The organism is Winogradskya consettensis (genome assembly GCF_018332715.1).
GTDB lineage: Bacteria > Actinomycetota > Actinomycetes > Mycobacteriales > Micromonosporaceae > Actinoplanes > Actinoplanes consettensis.
Genome location: NZ_BOQP01000004.1, coordinates 87,991 through 111,290 on the forward strand (window position 1 = coordinate 87,991; position 23,300 = coordinate 111,290).

Here is a 23,300-nt window from a genome sequence, read left to right on the forward strand (position 1 = left end):
CCGAAGGAGCTCCGCGTGTTTCTCGGGCGGCGCACCGAGCTGTCTCTCCTGACGAAGCGGCTCGACTACATCACCCGGACCGGCAGAGGGCTCTCCGTCGCCATTCGCGGCCGCCACCAGGTCGGCAAATCGCGCCTCGCCCAAGAGCTCTGTGACCGATCCGGCCTGCCCTACCTGTATTTCACGGCGGTCAAAGGCGCATCGGTCATCCGATCAACCGGCCGATTCCTCACCGAGCTGGCCAATTCGCACCTACCGACCTCCCGAATGCCAGCGCCGGGTGACACCGGGCTCGACCCCGACGGTGCGCCACGCCCCGGTCTTCTTGGTGGCTGGGGTGACATGTTGCGTGTCCTCGCCGGGGCGTTGCCTGATCGGCCATGCATCGTCGTGCTGGACGAGTTGCCCTGGCTCAGCGAGCAGGACGAGACGTTCGACGGGCACCTGCAGGTCGTCTGGGACCGGCTCATGTCCAACCGCCCGGTCCTTCTGCTTCTACTCGGCAGCGATCTGCACCTGATGCAACGCCTGATCGCCTACGACCGGCCCTTCTACGGCCGGGCCGACAACCTCCTGCTCGGCCCGTTGAACCTGGCCGAGACGGCCACCGTGACCGGGCTGACCGGCTCCGACGCCATCGACGCGCACCTGATCACCGGCGGCCTGCCCGGAACGTTGCTCCGCTGGCCGGCCGGGACCCCCGCTGACGACCACCTTCGCGACCAGTGCGCCGACCCCTCATCTCCGCTGTTCACCGTGCCGGAGCAGTCCTTGGCCTCGGAATTTCCCAATCCGGATGTGGCCCGGCGGGTTCTTGAAGCGGTAGGCGGCGACGCCCGGACCTTCGCGAACATAGCGAGCACCGCCGGCAGCCGCGCCGGGGCGATCAGCTCAGGAACGCTGTCCCCCTTGCTGCGACAGCTCACGGACGACAAGCAGATCCTGACGGCCGACCAGCCACTGTCGACCAGCGCCGGCAAGCCTGCCCTGTACCGGGTTGCCGACAGTAACCTGCGGCTCTACCTCTCCATCCTGCGTGACGTCCACACCCTTACCCAGCGTGGCCGGCCCGACGCCGGTTACTCGCTGTTCAAGAACCGATGGAGCAGTTGGCGGGGCCGGGCGGTCGAACCGCTGATCCGGATCTCGCTGGAGCAGGCGGTCATCACCGGGTCCGTTCCCTGGCCCGAGGCCCAGGCTGTCGGGGGATGGTGGAATCGGCAGTTCAATCCGGAGATCGATCTGGTCGGTGCCGACCGGGAGCCCATTGCGACGCGGATCCACTTCTGCGGGTCGTTGAAGTGGCTCGGCACCCCGTTCGACAACCGTGACCTGCACGAGCTCCACGAGGGCGCCCGCCAGATCCCCGGGTTCGACGCCGCGCACACCGGGCTGATCGTCGTCACCCGATCCGGCGCGGATCTGCCGGCCGATGCCGTCGACGTCGTCTGGGGTCCCGACGACGTCGTGGCGGCCTGGCAACCCTGACCCCGGCCCGGCCGCCCAGCCGCCCAGTCGCCCAGCCGCTCAGCCGGATGCGGGCAGGCGCCAGACGGTGAGGGGCCGGAGGTTGTCTGGCAGGCGAGGTACGGCGTGCTCGAGCTGCAGGTGTCCGTCGAGCCGACGGTGACCGGGCCGAGGGCGCGGCGGCCGGGGCCGGTCGGGTTCGGGGTCAGGATCCAGGTTTGGCCCAGGCGCTCGGTGTCGGGGTGGAGGTCCACAGCGCCGGTGGGGGTGTGGGCGGGCTCCGGGCGTACCTCGGGAATGCCGCGCCCGAGCACTGAGCCGTCGGCGAACCGCAGGGTTGTGGCCCGGTTGCCCGGGGTGACCACCTCGATCCGGCCGGCTGTCTCGTCGGGGTGGACCTCGGCGGTGGGGGCGAGGGTGTGGCGCCAGATCGGGGCTCCGGTGCGCAGGTCGGCGAGGGTCAGGGTGCGGTTGGAGCCGGTCCGCAGCAGGACCCGGTCGGCGGTCATGGTGAGCAGGTCCAGGAGTGGTTCTGTCCGCTGCCAGCGGATCGCGCCGTCGGTGGTGTCGAGGAAGGTCAGCCGGCTGGCGGAGCTGTCGCGGATCAGCAGGATATCGCCGGCGGGGGCGAGGACGAGGTCCGAGGTGAGGTTCGGGACGGTGGTTGTCCAAGCTCGATCGCCGGTCAGGTCGTAGCGGGTCACGGTTGTCTCGATGGCCGGGACCGGGGCGAAGACCGCTGTGTAGAGCGCATCCTGGCCGAGCCGGAAGCCCGCGGTCGGCGGGCCGCTGATCGTGAGCACCTGGTCCAGGCCGCGCAACTCGGGTGCGTCGGCGGCAAGCGTGATCAGCACGGCGGCGACGAGGCCGGCTCGCAGCCAGGGCCGTCGTTTCCGGGCGGGTGCCGGTGACAGCGGGGCGGCGGGGGCGCGGTCGAGGTCGATCAGGGGCGTCACGCGTCGAGTATCGCGCGGTCACTCAACAAGCACCGGAACCAACACGTTCGAACGGACATTGACGCAAACGATCAGTAAGCGTAATTTCCTGTTTACAAGTCGACTTGTGTCAATGTTTGCCTGAACGCTCCGTTCCCCCGTGAGGAGCACATTCCCCATGCACAAAAGTCGATCGATACTGCTGGCTGTGGCGGCCGCGGTCGCCCTGGTCGCCGCCACGGTGACCGCACTGCCCGGCGCCGCGAACGCCGCCACCTCGCAACCCTGCGACATCTACGGCGCGGCCGGCACCGCCTGCGTCGCCGCGCACAGCACCACCCGGGCACTGTTCGGCGCGTACAACGGCCCGCTCTACCAGCTGACCCGCGCCTCCGACCGAGCCACCCACGACGTGGGCCTGCTGGCCGCCGGCGGGTACGCCAACGCCGCCGACCACGACGCGTTCTGCAACGGTACGACGTGCAGCATCACCAAGATCTACGACCAGACCGCGCGGCACAACGACCTGACCGTCTCCCCGGCAGGCACGGCGGGCGCTGCCGACTACCCTGCCGACGCCAGTGTCGCCGCGGTCATCGCGGGCGGCCACAAGGTGTACGGCATCTGGATCTCCCCGCAGCACGGTTACCGCCGCACCGCGGGAGCGGGTGTCGCCACCGCGGGTCAGCCCGAGGGCATGTACATGGTGGCCAGTGGCACCCACGTCGGCTCGGACTGCTGTTTCGACTACGGCAACGCCGAGATCCAGGTCGCGGACACCGGCAACGGTCACATGGACGCCGTCAGCATCGCCACGACCTGCTATTTCGCGCCGTGCACCGGCTCCGGGCCATGGGTCGAGGCCGACCTGGAGAACGGCATGTTCCAGGGGGCCAACGGCTCCAACACCGCCAACCTGGGAAACAACAGTACGTTCGTCACGGCCCTGCTGAAGAACAACGGTCGGACGACGTACGCGCTGAAGGGCGGCAACTCCCAGTCCGGCGCCCTGAGCACGTGGTGGAACGGCGCCCTGCCGAACCGTGGCGGCTACATGCCGATGCAGCAGGAAGGCTCCATCATCCTGGGCACCGGCGGCGACAACAGCAACCGTAACCGCGGCACGTTCTTCGAGGGCGTGATGACCTCGGGATACCCGACCGACGCCGCCGACAACGCGGTGCAGGCGAACATCGTCGCGGCCGGCTACTCGGGCCAGACACTCACCCCGACCGCACCGCAGGGCACAATCACCGGCCCCGGCGGCAAGTGCGTCGACGTCGCCGCCGACGACACCGCCGTGAACCTGGCGGGGGTGCAATTGTGGGACTGCCAGACGTACGCCCTCGATCAGCACTGGACGCACTTCGCCGATAACACCCTGCGTACGCTGGGCCGCTGCCTCGACATCAACGGCAACGGCACCGCGAACCTGACACAGGTCCAGCTCTACGACTGCAACGGCGCCGGCGGCCAAAAATGGGTGCAGCAGGCCGACGGCTCCCTCCGAAACCCGCAGTCGGGACGCTGCCTCGACTCCCCCAACGGCACCACCACCAACGGCACCCGCCTGCAAATCTACGACTGCAACGGAGCCGCCGCCCAGAAGTTCGCGGTCAACGGCGGCGGCGCCACCCTCGCCCCCGGCGGCAAATGCATCGACGTCGCCGCCGACGACACCGGCACCAACCTGGCCGCCGTCCAACTGTGGGACTGCCAGAGCCACGCCGCCGACCAACACTGGTTCCACACCAGCAACGGCTCCCTGCGCACCCTCGGCCGCTGCCTCGACATCACCGGCAACGGCACAGCCAACGGCACCCTCGTCGAGCTCTACGACTGCAACGGCGTCGGCGGCCAGTCCTGGCAGCAGCAGTCCGACGGCTCCCTGCTCAACCCCCAATCCGGCCGCTGCCTCGACTCCCCCAACGGCACCACCACCAACGGCACCCGCCTGCAAATCCACGACTGCAACGGCTCCGCCGCCCAGAAATTCACCCTGACCTGACCACGAAGCCGGGCGCCCTCACGGCGCCCGGCTCCCCAACTGCGTTGTGCACAATTAGGTTGTGTGCAATTAAGTTGTGCACAATTTAATTGCACACAACCTAACGCGCCCGGCAAGGGGCGGCGAAATCTGCAAATGCCGGCCTGCTCCGGCAAGCCCACGACCGAATCGACCTCAACCAGGCCGGCTGCACGCCCCGGAGACATCCGGATCATCCACGCGATCAACTCCCGCACCGGAGAGCGCCCCATGCTCGGGAGCCAGCGGGACAGCACCTGCCGATGTCACTCGATCGCGGCGTGGGCGCGACGTCCGGGCTTAGGCTGCGTACGCCGCGGCCACCTCATCCGTCACTCGCTACATTCCGTAGTTCCACATGAGAGTGATCCACAATCGTCGATGAAAACCGGCGCGCAAACCCGCCGAATATTGCGCCAAAACCTCCAACGGCGCAACGTCTGGTCGCCCCAGCCGTCAAGCACGTGGCAATCATTTTTCAGCGCATAAGACACTTCCTGGCCGAGATAACGGATTGTCACAATCCGCGCCGCAGCCCGCAGCCCCCCACAGGCCCACAGCCCGCAGCCCCACAGCCCGCAGCCCCACAGGCCCACAGCCCGCAGCCCCACAGGCCCACAGCCCGCAGCCCGCAGCCCGCCAGCCCACAGCCGGCCGCCGGCCCAAAGGCCGCAGCCCAAAGGCCGCACGCAGCCCAGGTCGCTGTTACGCGCCGAACGCGGCTTGGGAGACCGGTTGCCAGTCGCGCCAGGTCGTGAGGCGCTGTTCGTAGATGGCCTCGATCTCCGGGAAGACGTCGCCCAGGATGAGCCGGGTCGGCGGGTTCGAGGCGTCGGCGAGGGCGAGGATCGCGGGGACCGTGGCGGCCGGGTCGCCGATGCGGAAGTCGGGCGCCTTTGTTGCCCGGATCTGGTCGTAGGACGGTAGTGGTGCGCTGACCCGCAGACCCCGTGAGGCGAAGTCGGTGGCGTACGGGCCAGGTTCGACCAGGGTGACGTGGATGCCGAAATCTTCGATCTCCTGCGTGAGCGCCTCGGAGAGACCCTCCACTGCCCACTTCGAGGCGTGGTAGGCGCCGAAGCCGGGGTATGCCCGGACACCGCCCTCGCTCGTCACCTGGATCAGGTGCCCGCCGCGCTGGCGGCGCAGGACCGGGAGGACCGCTTGGGTCACCCATACCGCGCCGAAGAAGTTTGTCTCCAGTTGCTGCCGCAGCTCCCGTTCGGTGACCTCTTCGACCATGCCGACGTGGCCGTACCCGGCGTTGTTCACGGCGATGTCGATGCGCCCGAAGCGTCGCACCGCCTCCTCGACGGCGGCGAAGACGCCCTCGCGGTCGGTGACGTCGAGCTCCAGCGCGAGCACGGACTCCCCGAACCGGGAAACGAGGTCGTCCAGGGGCTCGGTATTTCGTGAGGTGGCGACGACGCGGTCGCCGCGTTCGAGGGCGGCCCGTGCCCACAGGTTTCCGAAGCCGCTCGCCGCACCGGTGAAGAACCAGACTTTGCTCATGCGTCGAGTTTCGCCCCATCCTCGCTATGCCACCAGCGAATGCTCGGTAGGTCCGATATTCCATGGTGGCATACTGGCGGGGTGAGCCTGGACGTCCATCCTCAGTTGCTGCGGGCGCTGCGAGCGGTGCTGGAGACCGGGTCGCTCACCGCGGCCTCCGAGCGTCTCGGCTTCACGCAGTCCGCGCTCTCCAAGCAGATCGCCGCGCTCGAGGCGGCCGCCGGCGTGCAACTGTTCCGGCGTGGCCCGCGCGGCGTCGAGGCCACCGAGGCGGGGCATCGGCTGGCGACGCGGGCCGCGACGATCCTCGACGAGCTCGATGCCGCACAACGCGAGCTGGAGAACCTGTCCGCGCCGCTCGGCGGCCGGGTCGCGCTCGGCGGTTTCCCCGCGACGGCGATGAGCCTCGTGCCCCGCACCATCGCGCGGGTCCGTGCGGCGCACCCCTCCATCACCATCGACTTCCTGGAGTCCTCGACGCCGGTGCAGCTGCGGCGGCTGCGCGCGGGGCGCCTCGACCTCGCGCTCGTGGCAGCGGGTGAGGGCCTGCCCGGTTACGACCTGACCGGCATCGAGACCGAGCGGTTGCCGGCGGGCCCGCTGCTGGTCGCCGTCGGCCACCGGCACCGCCTGGCCCGCGCCGGCCGGGTGGCGGTCGCCGACCTCGAGGGTGAGGGCTGGATCGCCGGTCGCGGCGCGCGCGGCGAACCTCAGTTCGGGGCGTGGCCCACGCTGCGGGACCCGACAATTGTCGCGGAGCTGGGTGACTGGTCCACCCGCCTGGGCTTCGTCGCCGCCGGGCTCGGCATCACCACCGTGCCCAGCCTCGGCGCGGGCGTCCTCCCCGACGGTGTGGCCACTGTCGAGGTCGACGATTCCGGGTGGACGGGCCGTTCCCTGCTGCTCGCCCGTATCGGCACCCTCACCGGCCCGTCGACGGCCATCCGCTCAGCCCTGTTGACGGAAGCCCGTACGCTCGCCGAACGCGGCTGACGCACGCCGCCTACGTGCCCAGCAGCTCCGCGGCGCCGACCCAGAACTCCACCGTCTGCGAAACGCCGTCGATCGACGCCTTGCGTTTGAGCAGTGTCTGCCATTCGCGGGAGCCGTCGGGCTGGTCGCGCAGGACCCACGTCCGGCATTTGGTGCTCGTGCCGTGCTCGATGATGCACCGGTAGGTCTCGGTCTTCAGGTACGGGTCGGGCCCCGACAACCCGGGCAGCGCGAACACGCCGGCCATGCTGCGGTACCAGTTCCACGCCATTTTCTCGTACCCGAAGGCATTGGGGTGGTGGGTGTCGTGCAGGTCGATGCCCGCCACACTGGACTGATCGACCAGGGTGAGCAGGGGGTCCTGGCGCTGCGCGACGAATCCGGGCAGCAGCGCGTTGTAGATCCGCCCGGTCTCGGCCTCGGCGGGGACCCGCGAGATGGCGATCGCGGCGAGGAAGACATAGGCCGCGGGCCGGACGGCGCGGATCCGGTCGATCAGGGTGCCCAGGTCACCCATCATGACCCCCGGGTCGTCGCCCTGGGTGACGTTGTTGGTGCCGGCTTCCAGCACGATCACATCCGGTTGGTACGCGGTGAGCCAGCCGTCGACGTCGAACGCGAGCTCGCCCAGGTCGTAGCCACCGTGGCCCTCGTGGTCCCGGTCGGCGCCCGTGCCGTCGTGCTGGGAGCCGACGAAGTCGACCTGCATGCCGTCACGGATGAGGTGGTCGCGCAGGACCGTCCGGAACGAGTCGAAGCCCGGTGCTCCCGTGCCGCGCACGATGGAGTCGCCGAGCGGCATGACGCGTACGGTGCCGAACGGTGTGTCGGGGTCTGCCACCCCCGGGCCGCCGGGCGCGGCATGAGCGGCACCACCGCCGCACAACCAGAACCCCATGAGTGCGGCGAGCGCGCGCCGGCCGTACGTTCCCAGAACCACTTCGTCATCGTCCGGCGCCGACACCGATCACGCGGGGTAAGCGACTCATTGGTACCCGAAGGAGATCGCCCTGGTGGCGACCACAACGGACTCATCGATGTCGGGGGCGCTGCATCCATTCGCTACCTTCTCTTGAAGATCTGCCAAATCTCATGAGGAGCCACGCATGGCGAGACCAGCCGACTGGGACATCCTGGACCTGGACGGGGACCCGACGCCGGGTGATCCGGCCCGGGTGCGGCAGCTCGCGTCACGGTTCCACGATTTCGCCGAGACCGCCCACCGCGCGAAACTGGCCGTGGACTCGCTGCAGGGCGACGGCGCGGTCCTGACCTGGGTCGGGCTCTCCGGCGACGCGTTCCGCGAGCAGTTCGGCGACTTCCCCAACCAGGTCAACAAGCTCTACCAGTCACACCTCATGGTCGGCGATGCCCTCGAGACGTACGCCCCGACCCTGGAAACCGCGCAGGCCCAGGCCGACCGCGCCCTCGCCGACGGCCGGGTCGCCGCCGAGAAGCTGAAGTCGTTGCAGGGCGCCCTGTCCACCGCCCAAACCGACTTCACCGGTGCGTCCCAGGCAGCCGAAAAAGCGCAGGCAGAGACCCAGGCACCGGACCCCGATCAGGTCAAGCAAGCCGTCAAGGACGCCGACGCCGCGAAAGCCAAGGTCAGCGGCGCCCAGAGCGCGGTCAACGGCGCCCAGCAGGAGCTCGACCTCGCCAAACAGCTCGCCGAGCAGGCCAGGCAGATGCGCGACGGCGCCGCCCAGGTCTGCAAGCGGGAGATCGAGGACGCCTCCGACGCCGGCATCCAGCCGCGGTCGTTCTGGCAAAAACTCGGCGACGCCCTCAAAGAGCTCTGGAACATCATCTGCGAGGTCGCCAAGTGGGTGGCCCTGGTCGCGGGCATCATCGGCATGATCCTCGGCGGCCCGCTCGCCTGGATCGCCCTTGCCGCCGGAGCGATCCTGCTGGTGAAGGCGATCGTCGACTTCGCCCAGGGCAAGGGTTCCGTGATGGACCTGGTCATGGGCATCCTCGGGATCATCCCCGGCGTCAAGGGCCTGACCTCGCTGTCGAAGCTGTCCGCGCTCTACAAGGCCGGCGGTCTCAAGGAGATCGCCAAGGCCGCGCTGACCGGCATGAAGGACATGGCCAAGGGCATGCTCGGCGCCCTCAAGGGGCTCGGCTCCGGGCTCTCCACGATCACCAAGGGTCTCGGCGACACGCTCAAGGGCGGCGTCGGCAAGATCGGTGACCTGCTCCGCAACCTCGGGAACCGCCCGCCCGACATCAAGTTCACCGCGACCGAGCTGAAGATCCGCGACTGCGTCACCGACCCGGTGGACGTCGCGACGGGCGAGGTCGTGCTGACCGACAACGACCTGGGCCTGCTGGAGCGTACGCACGTCTCGTCGTACCGCGCGGGCCGCTGGTTCGGGCCGTTGTGGACCTCGGTGCTGGACCAGCGCCTGGAACTGGACGACGAGGGCAGCTGCTACTTCGCGCCCGACGGCATGATCCTCGCCTACCCGCAGGCGGAGCCCGGCGAGCAGGTGCTGCCCCTCGAGGGCCCGCGCCGCCCGCTGACCTGGTATTCCGATGGCGGCGCGGAGATGCACGACCCGGAGACCGGTGCGACGCTGCTGTTCCGCCCGGCCGGACCGGTGTCGGCGCTGACGGCGGTGATCGGCCCCGCTGGGCGTACGGAGATCACCTGGGACGGGGAGACCCCCACCCGGATCGCCTTCCCCGGCGGCGAGTCGTTCGCCATCACCGTCACCGACGGGCTGGTCACCGCCGTGGGTGATGTCGCCTACGGCTACGACGACGACCGCCGGCTGACCGAGGTCGTCACCGAGCGCGGCCCGGAACGCTTCGAATACACCGACGACCGCATCGCCGCCTGGCACGACTGGAGCGGCACCTACCGATACGAGTACGACGACCGCGGCCGCTGTGTCCAGACCGTCAGCAGCAACGGCTACCTCGACGGGCGCATCGCCTACGACGACGAGCAGCGCACCACCACGTTCACCGACGCGCTCGGCCACACGACCGTCTACCACATCAGCCCCCAGCTGCGTACGAGCAGCCGCGTCGACCCCCTCGGCCGCGTCACGGCCTACGACTGGGACAACTGGGGCCGCCTGCTGTCCACGACCGACCCCCTGGGCAACGCCGCCGAGCCGGAGACCCCCGCGGACCACGACCTGATCTACACCTGGATCGATCCCGGGCGGGGCGAGATCGAGTACGGGCCGTTCAGCACCGTCGCCGCCTGGACCGATCCCGCCGGGGCGCGCACCGAATTCGGCTACGACGCGGAGCTGCAGCTCACCTCGGTGACCGACCCGCGCGGCCTGGTGTGGCGTTACGCGTACGACGCCGCCGGCCAGCTCATCGCCGAGGTCGACTTCGACGGGCGGCAACGCCGGTACGAGTACGACGCCGCGGGACGGGTCATCCGCCTCGTCGACACCGACGGCGCGATCACCGAGTTCGGGTACGACGCGTGGAGCCGGCTGACCGAACGGCGTACGGCCACGGACACGGCGACGTTCCGCTACGACGAGGCGGGGCTGCTGCTCGAAGCTCGCAACAACGACACCGAGCTCGTCCTCAGCCGGGACGAGCGGGGCCGGCTCGTACGGCAGAGTACGAACGGCAGCGCTCTGACGTTCGAGTACGACGACATGATGATGACCCGGCACCGGCGTACCCCGTCGGCCGTGGCCAGCTCGTGGCAGTGGGAGATGATCCTCGGCCACGCCGCCTGGCTGACCGTCGGCGGGCACGAGCTGACCCTGGACCACCAGGAGGACGGCCGGGAGGTCCGGCGCAGCGTCGGCGGCGACGTCGTGCTCGAGCAGATCTTCGACGACGAGGATCGGCTCGCCATGCAGCGGATCATCGGCGACCGGTTGCGCACCTTCGGATACCGCGCCGACGGCAAGCCCGAGTCGGTCACCGACGGCTCCGGGATCACGAGCCTGGAGCTGGACCCGGCGGGGCGGGTTCTCGCGGTTCGCGGCGCGGGCCGGGACGAGTTCTACCGCTTCGGGCCGGCCGGCAACCTGGCCGCCGCGGGAGACCGGGAGTTCCGTTACGAGGGCACTCTGCTGCGCCAGGCGGGTGACATCGGATACGAGTACGACACCCGCGGCCGGGCGGTCACCCGTACCGTCGACGACCGGACCTGGCGGTTCGCCTGGAATGACCTGAACCAGATCGCCTGGGTGCTGACCCCCGGGGGTGACCAGTGGCGCTACCTCTACGACCCGCTGCTGCGCCGCGTCGCCAAGCAGCGCGTCGAACCGGCGACCTCACGGGTCCTGGAACAGACGGAGTTCGTCTGGAACGGCAGCGCGCTCGTCGAGGAGATCCACACCGGCGCTGACGGCGTCGTCCGGGTCACCACCTGGGAGCATCACCCCGACGACGACTACTGCGTGGCCCAGGTACGCGACGACGTGCTCGGTGTCGTCGTGACGGACGCCGTGGGCACCCCGACCGACCTGGTCGTGGCCGGGAGGGCCGTGCCGGCGGGTGACTTCGACCTGTGGGGCCGCCAGCGTGGCCCGCAGCAGCCCGCCACGCCGTTGCGCTTCCCCGGCCAGTACTTCGACGCGGAAACCGGGCTGCACTACAACGTGCACCGCTACTACGACCCGGCGACCGCGCGTTACCTCAGCCCCGACCCGCTGGGGCTCGTCCCGGCACCCGACCCGGCCGCCTACGTCGGCAACCCCATCGCCGACTTCGATCCGCTGGGCCTGATGCCCGCGTGCAACCTGGCAAAGGACCTGAAGTTCGAGAACCTCTCCTTCGAGAAGCAGTTCAAGCAGATCCAGAGCGGGGCGATGGGCAACACCGTCCTGAAGAACCTCGTGTTCCGCAAGGTTCCGGACGGCAATCCCTACGCCAAGGGCATCAACATGGGTGGCTTCGAGTTCCCCAGCCCGGCCAAGCTCGACGTGAAGACCAACACCTTCAAGTGGGGCACCGGCGACACCAACCTGATCTCGAAGCACCGGGAGATCGACCTCAAGAAGCTGGGCTACGAGGGCGCCACGGACAAGATCGCCGTACACCTCAACGTGATGGTCAACCAGACGAAGTTCGAGAAGATCAGCGCCACGGAGGGCGTGGCTGAGTTCCACATCTCCGCCTTCCACCTCACGGCCCGGCCGCTGAAGGAACAGGAGATCATCACGAAGAACCAGGCGTCGAGCTCCCTCTACGGCGACAACTCCGTGCACTGGAACACCGACATCGCCAAGCCGGCCGGCACCGGTGACCGGGCGCCGAACCTCACCAACCTCGCCAACAATCTCAACATCAGCGAGGTCGACATCAACAAGGCGCTGGGCACCGTGGCGCTGCGGCCGATCGATGCGATCGACACGTTGAAGCAGTTCCAGCAGGACTTCGGCGGCAAAATCATCAACGGCCTCAACGGCGAGAAGATCACGGTGAAGTTCACCTCCGACTCCACCGCGGACGTGGGCGCCGCCTTCTCCCAGCTCAAGTAGGACGATCCCGGCGTCAACCGATCGGTTGATGCCGGGGTCACTCCCGGCCGCGGCCGGCCGTAGCCACGGAGGCGATTCGGCAGCCGCGTGCCGGGCGGCAGGCTTCTCGTATGGCAATCATCGAGGTAGACGGCCTCGTCAAACGGTACGGCGGGCACACCGCGGTCGACGGGGTGAGCTTCGCCGTCGAGCCGGGCGAGATCTTCGGCATCCTGGGTCCCAACGGGGCCGGTAAGACCACCACCGTCGAGTGCATCGAGGGCCTGCGCAAGGCTGACGGCGGATCCATCCGGGTCTGCGGCATCGACGCGCAGAGCGGCGACAGCGAGCTGCGGCAGGTGCTCGGCGCGCAGCTGCAGGAGAGCGAGCTGCCCGACAAGCTCCGGGTCGGCGAGGCGATGGAGCTCTACAGCTCCTTCTACCGCGACCCGGCCGACTGGCGGGAGCTGATCGAGACCCTGCACCTGACCGGCAAGCTGAACGCGCCGTTCCGCAAGCTGTCCGGCGGGCAGAAGCAGCGCCTGTCGATCGCGCTCGCCCTGGTCGGCAATCCGAGGGTGGCGGTGCTCGACGAGGTCACCACCGGTCTCGACCCGCAGGCCCGCCGGGACGCGTGGGATCTCATCGAGCGGATCCGCGGCCGCGGCGTGACGATCCTGCTGGTCACCCATTTCATGGAGGAGGCCGAGCGGCTCTGCGACCGGCTCGCGGTGATCGACGCCGGGCGGCTCGTCGCGCTCGACACCCCGGCCGGGCTGGTCGCGCGGGTCGACGGGCGGCAGCGGATCCGGTTCCGGCCGTCCACGCCGCTGGAGCACGCCGTGCTGACCGCGCTGCCCGAGGTCAGCTCGGTGGAACGGGCCGGGAGCCAGCTCGTGGTGACCGGCACCGGCAACCTGCTGCTCGCCGTGACCACCGCGCTCGCCCGCGAGCAGATCACCGCCGGGGACCTGCGGGTCGAGCAGACCACCCTGGACGACGCGTTCGTCGCGCTCACCGGCCGCCGCATCGACGCCACCGACTCCATCGCCGCTGAGGAGATCTGATCATGTCCGCACTGTCGAGACTCACCGTCACCGAGACCAGGCTCTTCCTGCGCGAGCCGATCGTCGTGTTCTTCGCGGTCGCGTTCGCCCCGATCCTGCTGATCGTCCTCGGCCTGATCCCGTCGATGCGCGAACCCGTCCCGGAGCTCGGCGGGCTGCGGATGATCGACATCTACCTGCCGATCGTCGTGTCCATGGGCATCGCGCTGTTCTCGCTCAGCGGCCTGTCGCAGCTGTTCGCGTCCTACCGGGAGAAGGGCGTCCTACGGCGGCTGCGCACCACTCCCGTCCGGCCCGTGGTCCTGATCGGCGCCCAGCTGCTGATGGCCACGATCATGTCGGTGCTCACGATGCTGGTCATCCTCGCGATCGGGCGGCTGGCGTTCGACGTGCGGCTCCCGGGGCAGCTCACGGCGTACCTCATCGCTTATCTGCTTGTCGCTCTTGCGATGTTCGCCATCGGTCTGCTCGTCGCGGCGCTCGCCCCCAGCTCCAAAAGCGCCAGCGCGATCGGGTCGCTCGTGTTCTTCCCGCTCATCTTCTTCGCCGGGCTCTGGCTGCCGCGGGACGCGATGAGCGGCACCCTGCGTACGATCAGCGACTTGACCCCGCTCGGCGCCGGCGTGCAATCATTGCAGGACGCCACCGCAGGTCAGTGGCCGCAACCGCTGCACCTCGCCGTCCTGCTCGCGTGGACCGTCGTGGCCGGCGGCCTGGCCGCACGCTACTTCCGCTGGGAGTGACAGTGTCCCGCGAAGAAACAGTGAGCATCGAGGCCGAGCTGCGCGAGGAGTTCGACCGCTGGGAGAGCAAGGGGAACACCGCCCTCAAGCTGGTGCCCTACTTCCTGCTCGCGGTCAGCGTCACCATCAGCCTGCTGCAGCCGTTCGGCCATTCCCGCACCCAGCTGGTCGCCGCGCTCGGGCTCTCGGTCACGGTCGCGTGCTGGATGCTCTGGTTCCACACGCTGCACCCACGACCGGTCATGGTTCTCTACTACGCGGGGCTCCTGGCGCTGACCGCCGCACTGGTGGCCATCGCCCCCTGGTACGGCTTCTTCGCGTTCGCCTGCTACTCCCAGGCGTACTACCTGCGGGGCCGCTGGCGTTACCTCGGTGCGGCCGCGACGGCGACGATCTCGGCGACCGCGTTCCTGGGCGGGGTCGCCGGCATCAACGCCGACGGGCTGTGGGGTGCGTGGCTGGGCGTCGGGGCGGTCTCCGCGGTGCTGGCCGTCGCGCTGTTCTACTTCGCCGAGATGGCCATCCACCGCAACGACCGGCAGCGTCAGGCCCTCGTCGAGCTGCACCACGCCAACGTCAGGCTCGAGGACGCGCTGGCGGAGAACGCCGGCCTGCAGGCCCGGCTGATGGAGCAGGCACGGGAGGCCGGGGTGTTCGACGAGCGGCAGCGGATGGCCCGCGAGATCCACGACACGCTCGCCCAGGGGCTCGGCGGCATCCTCACCCAGCTGCAGGCCGCCGAGCAGACCATGGACAAGCCGGAGACACTGCACCGGCACATGACCAACGCGATGGACCTCGCCCGCGAAAGCCTCACCGAAGCCCGCCAGAGTGTGTACGCCGTCCAGCCCGCGATGCTCGCCGACGCCCGCCTCCCCGACGCGATCGGCGAGGTGGCCCGGCGCTGGTCCCGGGTCAACGCCATCGACGCCGCCCTGACCACCACCGGCGACGCCCGCCCGATGCACACCGACGTCGAGGTGACGCTGCTGCGGACCGCGCAGGAGGCCCTCGCCAACGTGGCGAAACACGCGCGGGCCGGCCGGGTCGGTCTCACCCTGTCGTACATGGAGGATCTGGTGACCCTGGACGTCCGCGACGACGGCGTTGGCTTCGACCCGGCCGCCCGGCGCGCCACCGCCTCCCGCGACGGCGGCTTCGGCCTCGCCGGCATGCGCCAGCGGGTGCAGCGGCTCGCGGGCCGGCTGGAGATCGAGTCGGAACCCGGCGGCGGCACGGCGATCTCGGCGACCGTGCCCGCCATCCCGGCTCCGGGGGCCATGCAGTGATCTCACTGTTGATCGTGGACGACCATCCCGTGGTGCGAGACGGGCTGCGCGGCATGTTCAGCGCCGACCCCCGCTTCGAGGTCCTCGGCGAGGCGGGCGACGGCACGGAAGCGGTCACCGCCGCGGAGCAGCTGCATCCCGACGTCATCCTCATGGACCTGCGCATGCCGGGAACCGACGGCGTCACCGCCATCAGGGAGCTGACCCGCCGCGGCGTGCAGTCCCGGGTCCTGGTCCTCACGACCTACGACACCGACAGCGACGTCATCCCCGCCATCGAGGCCGGCGCCACCGGATACCTGCTCAAGGATGCCCGCAAGGAAGAGCTGTTCCACGCGGTCGAGGCTGCCGCCCGGGGCCAGGCGGTCCTCTCCCCCGCGGTCGCCACCCGGCTGATGGGCCAGCTCCGCCGCCCCGCCACCGAACCCCTCTCCCAGCGCGAACTCGAGGTCCTCCAGCTCATCGCCCAGGGCCGCACCAACCGCGACGCCGCCAGGCAACTCTTCATCAGCGAAGCCACGGTCAAGACCCACCTTCAGCACGTGTACGCGAAACTGGACGTCAGCGACCGCGCCGCCGCCGTAGCCACCGCGTTCTCCCGCGGCTACCTCACCCCCGCGCCGAACCCCCACCGGCACCAGAGCTGATCGGGCTCGGCCGAGGGCTCAGCCGGTGACTTCGCTGACGCCGAGGGCGAAGTCCCCGTGGCCGACGCCGTTGCCGGCGAGGCCGACCGTGACGACGCCCATCCCTTCCAGCCAGTGCGCCATCCTCAGGCCTCCGGCGTCCAGCGGGCGCAGCCCGAGGCTCGTGATGAACGCCGCCACGCTCGCCTTGGCCCGCGCGTCGTCGCCGGCCATGAAGACGTCGGGGCGACCCTTTTCCAGGACGCCCCGGAAGATGGTGTTGAACGCCTTCACCACGCCGGCGTCGGCCGGGGCCACCTTGGCGACCTCTGCGGCGATCGAAGTCTGTCCGCTGTGGGCCAGACCGTCGAACGTGGCGTTGAAGGGGTTGCTGATGTCGACGATGACCTTGCCCGCGAGGGCGTCCCCGTACTCGGCGACGACCGGGACGACGCTGTCGTACAGCAGGGCCGTGATCACGATGTCCCCGGCCGGGACGGCGCCCCACGTGCCCGTTGTCGTGCCGCCGCCCAGGGTTTTGGCCAGGGTGTCTGCCTTGGACTGATCTCGTCCCATGACCTCGACGGTGTTGCCGCCCGCCACTGCGAGCGTGCCGATGGTCCGGGCCATGTTGCCCGTACCGATGAAAGTGATCGTGCTCATTGGGGTGGCTCTTTTCTCGGTTCAGAGGGCGGTGGTGCCGCCGTCGGCGACCAGTTCCAGGCCGTTGACGTAACTGGAGTCGTCGGACGCGAGGAACAGCGCGATGCTGGCGATCTCCTCGGGGCGGCCCATCTTTCCGCGGGGGATGAGGGACTCGAAGGCGCTCCTGGTCGCCTCGTCGAACAGTTCCTCCTGCTTGGCGGTGGCGACCTGGCCGGGGGTCAGGACGTTGACCCGGATCCTGCGGTCGCGCAGTTCGTTGAGCCAGACCCGGGCCCAGGCCTGCTGGACGGCTTTGCTTCCCGCGTAGAGGCTCCAGCCCGGGAAGGCGCCGAGGGAGGCGTTGGAGCCGGTCATGAGGATCGAGCCGTTGTCGTTGATCAGCGGCAGGGCCTTCTGCACGGTGAACAGGGTGCCGCGCGCGTTGAGGGCAAAGGCGCGCTCGAACTGCTCCTCGGTGATCTCGCCGAGGACGGCGGGTTCGCCCATCCCGGCGCTGGCCCACAGCACGTCGATCGAGCCCTTCTCCCGCTTGACGGTGTCGTACAGGCGGTCCAGGTCGGCCAGGTCGGCCGCGTCACCCTGGACGGCGGTGACGTTGCGGCCGATCAGCGTGACGGCCTCGTCCAGTGCCTCCTGCCGGCGGGCCTGGATGAAGACGTGCGCCCCCTCCTCGACGAACAGTTGAGCGCCCGCCAGCGCCATACCGGTGGATGCGCCGGTGATCACCGCGACCTTGCCATCGAGCTTTCCCACGATCACTCCGTTCGATTAAGCACACCAACTTGTGTACTTAACGTAGAAGACAATGGTCCGGCGCGCAAGCTAGGTACACCGATCCGTACCGAACGGCTATGCTGACGGCATGACGGAGTTCGATAAGGGCCCCCAGGGCCTGCGCCGCGGCAGGGGCGCACGCGAGCGCATCATCGGCGCGTCACAGCAGCTGTTCCGCGACCAGGGCATCAACCGCACCGGCATGGACCAGCTCTGCGCCGCGGCCCAGGTGTCCAAGCGAACGGCCTACCAGCACTTCGCGAACAAGGACGAACTCGTCGCCGAATACCTGCGCCGCTTCGACCCCGACGTCATGCCCGGCGTGTTCGACCGCCCCGACCTCACACCGCGCGAACGACTCCTCGCCGCCTTCGAGATGCCCGAAACCACGCCGCTGTGCCCCTACATCGCGGCGTCGGTCGAACTTCACGACCCCCAGCACCCGGCGTCCGAGTACGCACGCGAATACAAGACCGCCATCGCCGCGCGTCTCACACAAGCCGCCCGCGAAGCCGGCGCCACCGACCCCGAACAACTCGGCGAGCAACTGGCGCTGCTCATCGACGGCGCCTCCGCCCGCACCCGGGTCCTCAACCGCGATTCGTTCCCCACCGCCGCCGCGATCGCCGCCGTCCTCATCGACAACGCCATCCCCGCACCGGCCCAGCGCTGACCGGTGCCGGACGCTCAGATCACCCAGCTCGGCGTCCAGGTTCCCGGGGTGCGGTCGGCGGTGGCGAGGTAGGCGCGGAGAGTGACCAGCGCCGGGTGCGGGTTGTCGCGGCGCCAGAGCAGTGAGTGCGGGTAGACGGGCGTCGGATCGGTCAGCGAAATCCGGCGCAGGTCGTGGCCGGTCGGCCAGACGAGCCGGGTGTGCTCCCCGATGAACGTGGCCAGCGCCGGGGTGTCGGCGATCGTGTCCAGGAGCGCGTCGGAGCCGAGGTTCGGGCCGGTCGCCTCGATGGTGAGGCCGAATTCGGCCGCGAGATCCGCGTAGTAGGCGCCCCACTCCGTGCCCGGCGCGATGCCGGGCATCCAGATCCGGTGCCCGGCAAGCTGCGCGACGCCCACCGACCGGGCCGACGCCAGCCGGTGACCGGGACCAACGAGCAACTGGAGCGGCTCGTCGAGCACGCGAACGGTGGCGACATCGTCGGGGACGGGCCGATCAGGCATCGCCACGGCGCGGAAGGAAGCGTCGACCGCGCCGGAGCGGACGGCGTCGACCGCTGTCCCGGCGTCGAACAGCTTCATCACATCAAGGTCGACCTCCGGATGGGTACGGTGAAAGCCGCGCAGCATCCCCGACGTCGCCAGCCGCGAGGCGATCACGTCGACCCGCAACGGCCGGCTGCCGGGACGCACCGAGGCGACCGCACGTTCGACGACCCGCAACAACTCCCGGGCGTGCGGCAGGAACGCCTGCCCGTCGATGGTCAGCTCGGCACCCCGGGGCGTGCGGTGGAACAGCCTTACGCCGAGGATGCGCTCCAGAGCGGCGATGCGCTTGGAGACGGCCTGCTGACTGATCGACAACTCCGCCGCGGCCTCCTGGAACTGCTCCGCCTCAACAACGGCGACAAACGTCCGCACGGCCTCGAAATCCACGCCGCCGACCCTATAGCCACAACTCCTGGTGGTAGCCGGAAGCGTTCTCGGCCAACCAGACGTCCCCGTGCTCGGCGTCCACCTCACCTGCGTCCAGTTCGGCGAGCAGGCCGGCAAGTTCCCCGTCGGAAACATCGTCAACGCTCACCACCGCGCCGCCGCGATACAGCAGGGAAAATCGCATGCCGCCATTTTCTCCCCCGCTGCGAAGGCCGACCCCCGGGGAGAGGTACCGGGCCTCTCAGACGGTCGCCGCGGCGAGGTGTTCGCTGATCAGGGTGACGCGGCCGTCCGGGTGATGGTCGAACCGGCGGATCCACGAGCCGTCAGCGGGAGCGGGCATCGGGCGATGCTGCCACGATCAGTAGGAGAAGGGGTCGTAGCCGTCGTTGTTGCAGGTGCGGCGCTGGACGATGCAGTTCTTCGTGCGCTGGTTCATGGCGTCGACGTCCCACATCACGAACGCGTCGCCGTGCATCGAGGAGGCGCTCTTGCCGGTCGGGTCGGAGGAGAGGTAGTAGCCCGCCTTGGAGCCCTTGACGCCGTACTGGATCTCGAAGGTGAGGCTGGGGATCTTCACCGGGTGGTCGGCGGGGCAGGCGTTGCCGGAGCCGTACGCCACATGGTCCTTGTGGTTGGGGCTGTCCAGGTGCTTGCCGTCCCAGCAGTCCGGGAACCGCAGCGTGAAGTGCAGGGTTGCGTCGCCGCCACAGATGGGCCAGTTGCCGTTGGTGCTGCGGGCGACGCCGTCGATGTCGCCCGGGCCGTAGAAGGCGCAGTAGAACTGGCCCTGCGCGCCACGCGGGGTAGGCTCCTTCTTCTTCGCGTCGCCGGAGATCATGCGCAGGCCGTTCGGCATCGGCATCTGACCGGCCGAGTTGTTCTGCAGGGAACGGTAGTAGACCCGGAAGCCCGTGGTCTCGACCGGCTTCCTGGTCGCGTTGTCGTAGAGCGTCGGCACCCAGTAGGCGGAACGGTCCTTGACCGGTTTGCACGTGGTCGCCGTGAACTTCGTCAGATCGGCGGTCCGGGTGTCCGCGTCGACGGCCTTGTTGCCGACGAAGGAATGCATGTGCGACGCGCCGGGCAGGCCGGGGAACACGATCGGGTCGTCCGCGAGCCGGTGGCTGTACTTGCAGTCGGCCCGGAACTCGGGGAGGTTGCCGGCGTCGGCCGGGGGCGGGTCGGCCTTCGTGGCCTTGAACGCGGCGACCTGCTTGCGCCACGCGTCGCCGACCGGGATCCAGCCGTTGACCGCTTCCGCCTCCGGAGTCGCTGTCTGCTTCGGCTTCGCCGACGTGGAAGCGGCTGCGGACGGCGACGAGCTGGGCGACGTGGCGACTTCGGCCGACGGCTCCGCGTACGCGGAAGCACCCACCGCCGCGTTCGACGGCGCAGAACCGGTTGCGGAACCCGTTGCCGAACCGGTTGCCGAGCCGGAGCAGGACGCCAGGGCCGCCGCGACGACGACAACGACAGCGATCCCCGCGCCGGTTATACCTCGAGACACAACCACTCCCCTGCGACAGCCTCAACAACGCCGCCGAAAGGGTAAGTACGCCACGGCGTGAACCGTGAGGCCGCGGAGCCGGGAAAGCCCGTCCGTCCCGGGGGAAAGACCCGTCAGGTCAGACCTTCGCCGATCCGCGCGGAAAAGCGTTATCCGGCACCGGGCCGGACACCCTCCTTGATCGCGTGCACCCGCAACAGTCCGTTGATCCCGCGCAGGAACGTCTCGCCGGCCTCGATCGGGTCCCCGAGGCAGCCGGCCGCCATCACACCGTCACGCAGCATCACGAAATGCCGGCCCGCACCCTCGGGCGCGGTCTCGTGGGTCTGCGCGATCAGGTCGGTGACCGCTTTCAGGAACCACGCTCGATGGGCCAGAACCGCTTCGTGCACCGGGTGGCCGGCGTCCGGATATTCGGCGGCGGCATTGAGGAAGGCGCAGCCGCGGAAGCCGGGCGTACGGATGCTCGCGGCGATCTGCTCCCCGATCTCCCACAGGCGCTGAGCCCGGGCGAACCCGCCCGTCACCTCAGCTGAGACCGGGCGAACCCGCCGCGACCGTCAGCTGACCTCGGGCGAGGCCAGCAGGGCGAGTGCCTCGGCGGTGCGGGAGCCGGGCTCGGCCTGGTAGACCACGAGGGTCTGGCCCTCCGCGCCGGTGACCTGGAACTTGTCGTAGTGCAGGTCGAGATCGCCGACCAGCGGGTGGTGCAGGTGGTGGATGCCGGTGCCCGGCTGGGGGCGTACGTCGTGGCGGTCCCAGAAGCGGCGGAACAGCTCACTGTCCGAAGAGAATTCGGCGACGAGCTCGAGCAGCCGCGGATCGCCCAGGTCCCCGCCGGCGGCGGTTCGCAGGGCGGCCACCACCGTGCGGGCCAGCTCCTGCGCCTCGAGCCCCACCACGGCCGGGTCGTGCAGGACGGCGCGCAGCAGGTTGGTGCCGGGCCGGTAGAGCGGGGACACCGCGAACGCCAGCCGGTTGGCCGCGAGGACGTCGTAATACCGGCCCTGGATGAAGGCGGGGGTAGCGGGCCAGGACTCGATCAGCCGCACGACGCTGTCGCGGACCCGCTCGGCGCTCCGGGGCACCTGCCGCTGGCGGGGTGCCGGGCCGGCGAGCTCGTGCAGGTGGACGGTGGCCTCGCGGGCGAGCCCGAGCGCGCCGGCGATCGCGTCGAGGACCCGTGCGGACGGGTTGCGGTCGCGGCCCTGTTCGAGGCGGGTGTAGTACTCGGTGCTGATCCCGGCGAGGACGGCCAGCTCGTCACGGCGCAGGCCCGGCACCCGGCGGTGGCCGTTGACCGCGATGCCGACGTCCTCGGGCCGCACCTGCTCGCGCCGGGCCCGCAGGTATTCACCGACCGGATTGTCCGTCATGTCACGACGATACGACGGCCCGCGAGGGTGGCCCTCGTGGCACCCCTCCCGCGCCGGTCTGGTTGCCGCGTTCCGGTCCTGCGAGGCTGCCGCGATGGAAATCACCGACCGGCTCGACCCCTTTGTCGCCGATCTGCCCGCCGAGGAGGCCGAGCTCGTTGCCGCCGCGTCCGCGCTGGTGCCGATCCTGAGCGCGAACGCCGACACTGCGGACCGCACGGGGACGCTGCCCGGCGAGGACCTCACCGCGATGCACAAAGCGGGCCTGTTGCGCCTGGCCACGCCACGGATCTACGGCGGCGCGCAGGCCGGGGCGTCCGCGGTCACCGCCATCGCGGCCGAGCTCGCCCGCGGGTGCTCGTCGGCCGGCTGGGTGCTGACGGTGTTCTACAGCGGCGGCCTCGCCGTCTGGATGTTCCCCGACGAGGTACGCCGCCGAGTCTGGGCCGGCGATCCGGACGCGACGGTGTGCGGTGCGTCCGGTGGCGCCGTGCCGGCCCGGCCCGTCGACGGCGGGTACGTGCTCAGCGGCCGCTGGGGCTGGGCATCCGGCGCGCACCACGCGAGCTGGGCGATCCTCGACGTCACCGCCGGCGACGACCGCGGGTTCGCCCTCGTCCCGGTCGCCGAGCTGTCCATCGAGAACACCTGGCACATGACCGGGATGCGCGGCACGGGCAGCGACACGCTGGTCGCCGACGACGTCTTCGTGCCGCAGGACCAGGTCCTGCTGATGTCCCGGCACGCCGGCTTCGCCACCGACCTGCCAAGACCTCAAGGCCTGATGGGTACGCTCTCCGCGCCCGTCCTCGGCATGGGCATGGCGCTCTACGACCACATCGTGGCGACCCTGACCGCCGGGCGCCCCCTCAAATCCGGGCCCTACGCGCGGGCGGTCGACGCTCCCGGCGTACGGTCCAATGTCGCCGACGCCGCCATGCTGATCGACAGCGCCATCCTGCAGTCCGCGCGCTCCGCCCGCCTGGTCGACCGGGCAGCCCGCGCCGGTGAGAAACTGTCCCCGCTCGTCGACGCCCGCATCCGGATGGACAACGGTTTCGCCGCGCGCCAGATCCGCCGAGCGGCCGACAAACTGCTCGACGTCGGCGGCGCGAGCCGGTTCGCCGAGTCCGACCCCGCCCAGCGCATCTGGCGTGACCTCGGGACCGCCATGCGCCACCCCGCGTACATCACGGAGATCGACGGTGAGAAGTACGCCGACCTCCTGCTCACCGTCGGCTGAAGCAGCAGCACG

The 23,300-nt window shown here is 69.8% G+C and carries 19 protein-coding genes and 1 pseudogene; 10 read left to right on the forward strand and 10 right to left on the reverse strand.

Going from position 1 to position 23,300, the window contains the following annotated elements; all coding sequences use genetic code 11:
* Window positions 1-15: 15 nt before the first annotated feature.
* The gene (locus Aco04nite_RS04155) at window positions 16-1,488 is read left to right on the forward strand and encodes an ATP-binding protein (RefSeq protein ID WP_212995824.1); all 1,473 of its coding nucleotides are present in this window, start codon (window positions 16-18) and stop codon (window positions 1,486-1,488) included.
* 299 nt (window positions 1,489-1,787) lie between these two features.
* Here the strand turns inward: Aco04nite_RS04155 and Aco04nite_RS49980 are convergent.
* Window positions 1,788-2,423: pseudogene (locus tag Aco04nite_RS49980) on the reverse strand (outer membrane protein assembly factor BamB family protein); the annotation flags it as partial.
* A gap of 187 nt (window positions 2,424-2,610) precedes the next feature.
* Here Aco04nite_RS49980 and Aco04nite_RS04160 point away from each other — a divergent pair.
* Complete coding sequence (locus Aco04nite_RS04160; RefSeq protein WP_308161606.1) at window positions 2,611-4,410, forward strand: arabinofuranosidase catalytic domain-containing protein; 1,800 nt, start codon at window positions 2,611-2,613, stop codon at window positions 4,408-4,410.
* Between the two features lie 723 nt (window positions 4,411-5,133).
* Here Aco04nite_RS04160 and Aco04nite_RS04165 read toward each other — a convergent pair.
* On the reverse strand, window positions 5,134-5,940 hold the full coding sequence (locus tag Aco04nite_RS04165; protein ID WP_212995826.1) for an SDR family NAD(P)-dependent oxidoreductase: 807 nt from the start codon (window positions 5,938-5,940) through the stop codon (window positions 5,134-5,136).
* 81 nt (window positions 5,941-6,021) lie between these two features.
* Here Aco04nite_RS04165 and Aco04nite_RS04170 point away from each other — a divergent pair, with 81 nt between their 5' ends.
* A complete protein-coding gene (locus tag Aco04nite_RS04170) occupies window positions 6,022-6,933 on the forward strand; it encodes a LysR family transcriptional regulator (RefSeq protein WP_212995827.1) in 912 nt (303 codons plus the stop codon).
* A gap of 10 nt (window positions 6,934-6,943) precedes the next feature.
* Here Aco04nite_RS04170 and Aco04nite_RS04175 read toward each other — a convergent pair whose 3' ends face one another.
* On the reverse strand, window positions 6,944-7,873 hold the full coding sequence (locus Aco04nite_RS04175) for an SGNH/GDSL hydrolase family protein (protein WP_212995828.1): 930 nt from the start codon (window positions 7,871-7,873) through the stop codon (window positions 6,944-6,946).
* Between the two features lie 166 nt (window positions 7,874-8,039).
* Between Aco04nite_RS04175 and Aco04nite_RS49495 the strand changes: the two genes are divergently transcribed.
* The 5 genes from Aco04nite_RS49495 to Aco04nite_RS04200 all read left to right on the forward strand — a co-directional run bounded on the left by Aco04nite_RS49495 (window position 8,040) and on the right by Aco04nite_RS04200 (window position 16,132).
* Window positions 8,040-12,407 carry an RHS repeat-associated core domain-containing protein gene (locus Aco04nite_RS49495; RefSeq protein WP_212995829.1) on the forward strand — a complete coding sequence of 1,456 codons (4,368 nt, stop codon included), beginning with the start codon at window positions 8,040-8,042 and terminating at the stop codon, window positions 12,405-12,407.
* A gap of 110 nt (window positions 12,408-12,517) precedes the next feature.
* Entirely contained in the window at window positions 12,518-13,453 is a 936-nt protein-coding gene (locus Aco04nite_RS04185; protein ID WP_212995830.1) for an ABC transporter ATP-binding protein, read from the forward strand.
* Window positions 13,454-13,455: 2 nt separating this feature from the next.
* Entirely contained in the window at window positions 13,456-14,196 is a 741-nt protein-coding gene (locus tag Aco04nite_RS04190) for an ABC transporter permease (protein WP_212995831.1), read from the forward strand.
* A gap of 2 nt (window positions 14,197-14,198) precedes the next feature.
* Window positions 14,199-15,485 carry a sensor histidine kinase gene (locus tag Aco04nite_RS04195; protein ID WP_244875736.1) on the forward strand — a complete coding sequence of 429 codons (1,287 nt, stop codon included), beginning with the start codon at window positions 14,199-14,201 and terminating at the stop codon, window positions 15,483-15,485.
* Entirely contained in the window at window positions 15,482-16,132 is a 651-nt protein-coding gene (locus Aco04nite_RS04200; protein ID WP_212995832.1) for a response regulator, read from the forward strand. Before Aco04nite_RS04195 ends, Aco04nite_RS04200 begins: the two co-directional genes overlap by 4 nt.
* An 18-nt stretch (window positions 16,133-16,150) precedes the next feature.
* Here the strand turns inward: Aco04nite_RS04200 and Aco04nite_RS04205 are convergent, their stop codons facing one another.
* Window positions 16,151-16,774: an NADPH-dependent F420 reductase gene (locus tag Aco04nite_RS04205; RefSeq protein WP_212995833.1), complete on the reverse strand. Its 624-nt coding sequence runs from the start codon at window positions 16,772-16,774 to the stop codon at window positions 16,151-16,153.
* A 21-nt stretch (window positions 16,775-16,795) separates the two neighbouring features.
* Window positions 16,796-17,530: an SDR family NAD(P)-dependent oxidoreductase gene (locus Aco04nite_RS04210; protein ID WP_212995834.1), complete on the reverse strand. Its 735-nt coding sequence runs from the start codon at window positions 17,528-17,530 to the stop codon at window positions 16,796-16,798.
* A 109-nt stretch (window positions 17,531-17,639) separates the two neighbouring features.
* Between Aco04nite_RS04210 and Aco04nite_RS04215 the strand changes: the two genes are divergently transcribed.
* Window positions 17,640-18,224 (forward strand): TetR/AcrR family transcriptional regulator, encoded by a 585-nt coding sequence (locus tag Aco04nite_RS04215; RefSeq protein ID WP_212995835.1) that lies wholly within the window; start codon window positions 17,640-17,642, stop codon window positions 18,222-18,224.
* 14 nt (window positions 18,225-18,238) lie between these two features.
* Here Aco04nite_RS04215 and Aco04nite_RS04220 read toward each other — a convergent pair whose 3' ends face one another.
* From Aco04nite_RS04220 to Aco04nite_RS04235, 5 genes are all read right to left on the reverse strand, one after another.
* Entirely contained in the window at window positions 18,239-19,159 is a 921-nt protein-coding gene (locus Aco04nite_RS04220; protein ID WP_244875737.1) for a LysR family transcriptional regulator, read from the reverse strand.
* Window positions 19,160-19,169: 10 nt separating this feature from the next.
* On the reverse strand, window positions 19,170-19,343 hold the full coding sequence (locus Aco04nite_RS48620; protein ID WP_244875738.1) for a hypothetical protein: 174 nt from the start codon (window positions 19,341-19,343) through the stop codon (window positions 19,170-19,172).
* Between the two features lie 177 nt (window positions 19,344-19,520).
* Window positions 19,521-20,669 carry a DUF1996 domain-containing protein gene (locus Aco04nite_RS04225; protein ID WP_212995836.1) on the reverse strand — a complete coding sequence of 383 codons (1,149 nt, stop codon included), beginning with the start codon at window positions 20,667-20,669 and terminating at the stop codon, window positions 19,521-19,523.
* A gap of 149 nt (window positions 20,670-20,818) precedes the next feature.
* The gene (locus Aco04nite_RS04230; protein ID WP_212995837.1) at window positions 20,819-21,196 is read right to left on the reverse strand and encodes a TetR family transcriptional regulator C-terminal domain-containing protein; all 378 of its coding nucleotides are present in this window, start codon (window positions 21,194-21,196) and stop codon (window positions 20,819-20,821) included.
* 33 nt (window positions 21,197-21,229) lie between these two features.
* Window positions 21,230-22,045, reverse strand: coding sequence for a helix-turn-helix domain-containing protein (locus Aco04nite_RS04235; RefSeq protein WP_212995838.1), 816 nt, complete (start codon window positions 22,043-22,045; stop codon window positions 21,230-21,232).
* A 94-nt stretch (window positions 22,046-22,139) separates the two neighbouring features.
* Between Aco04nite_RS04235 and Aco04nite_RS04240 the strand changes: the two genes are divergently transcribed.
* Window positions 22,140-23,288: an acyl-CoA dehydrogenase family protein gene (locus Aco04nite_RS04240; protein ID WP_212995839.1), complete on the forward strand. Its 1,149-nt coding sequence runs from the start codon at window positions 22,140-22,142 to the stop codon at window positions 23,286-23,288.
* Window positions 23,289-23,300 lie beyond the last annotated feature (12 nt).

What these genes read in the sequence shown, in the direction of transcription:
- Aco04nite_RS04165 (WP_212995826.1), bottom strand. Translation starts at nt 5,940, where the DNA reads ATGAGCAAAGTCTGGTTCTTCACCGGTGCGGCGAGCGGCTTCGGAAAC.
- Aco04nite_RS49495 (WP_212995829.1), top strand. Translation starts at nt 8,040, where the DNA reads ATGGCGAGACCAGCCGACTGGGACATCCTGGACCTGGACGGGGACCCG.
- Aco04nite_RS04185 (WP_212995830.1), top strand. Translation starts at nt 12,518, where the DNA reads ATGGCAATCATCGAGGTAGACGGCCTCGTCAAACGGTACGGCGGGCAC.
- Aco04nite_RS04190 (WP_212995831.1), top strand. Translation starts at nt 13,456, where the DNA reads ATGTCCGCACTGTCGAGACTCACCGTCACCGAGACCAGGCTCTTCCTG.
- Aco04nite_RS04205 (WP_212995833.1), bottom strand. Translation starts at nt 16,774, where the DNA reads ATGAGCACGATCACTTTCATCGGTACGGGCAACATGGCCCGGACCATC.
- Aco04nite_RS04215 (WP_212995835.1), top strand. Translation starts at nt 17,640, where the DNA reads ATGACGGAGTTCGATAAGGGCCCCCAGGGCCTGCGCCGCGGCAGGGGC.
- Aco04nite_RS48620 (WP_244875738.1), bottom strand. Translation starts at nt 19,343, where the DNA reads ATGCGATTTTCCCTGCTGTATCGCGGCGGCGCGGTGGTGAGCGTTGAC.
- Aco04nite_RS04235 (WP_212995838.1), bottom strand. Translation starts at nt 22,045, where the DNA reads ATGACGGACAATCCGGTCGGTGAATACCTGCGGGCCCGGCGCGAGCAG.
- Aco04nite_RS04240 (WP_212995839.1), top strand. Translation starts at nt 22,140, where the DNA reads ATGGAAATCACCGACCGGCTCGACCCCTTTGTCGCCGATCTGCCCGCC.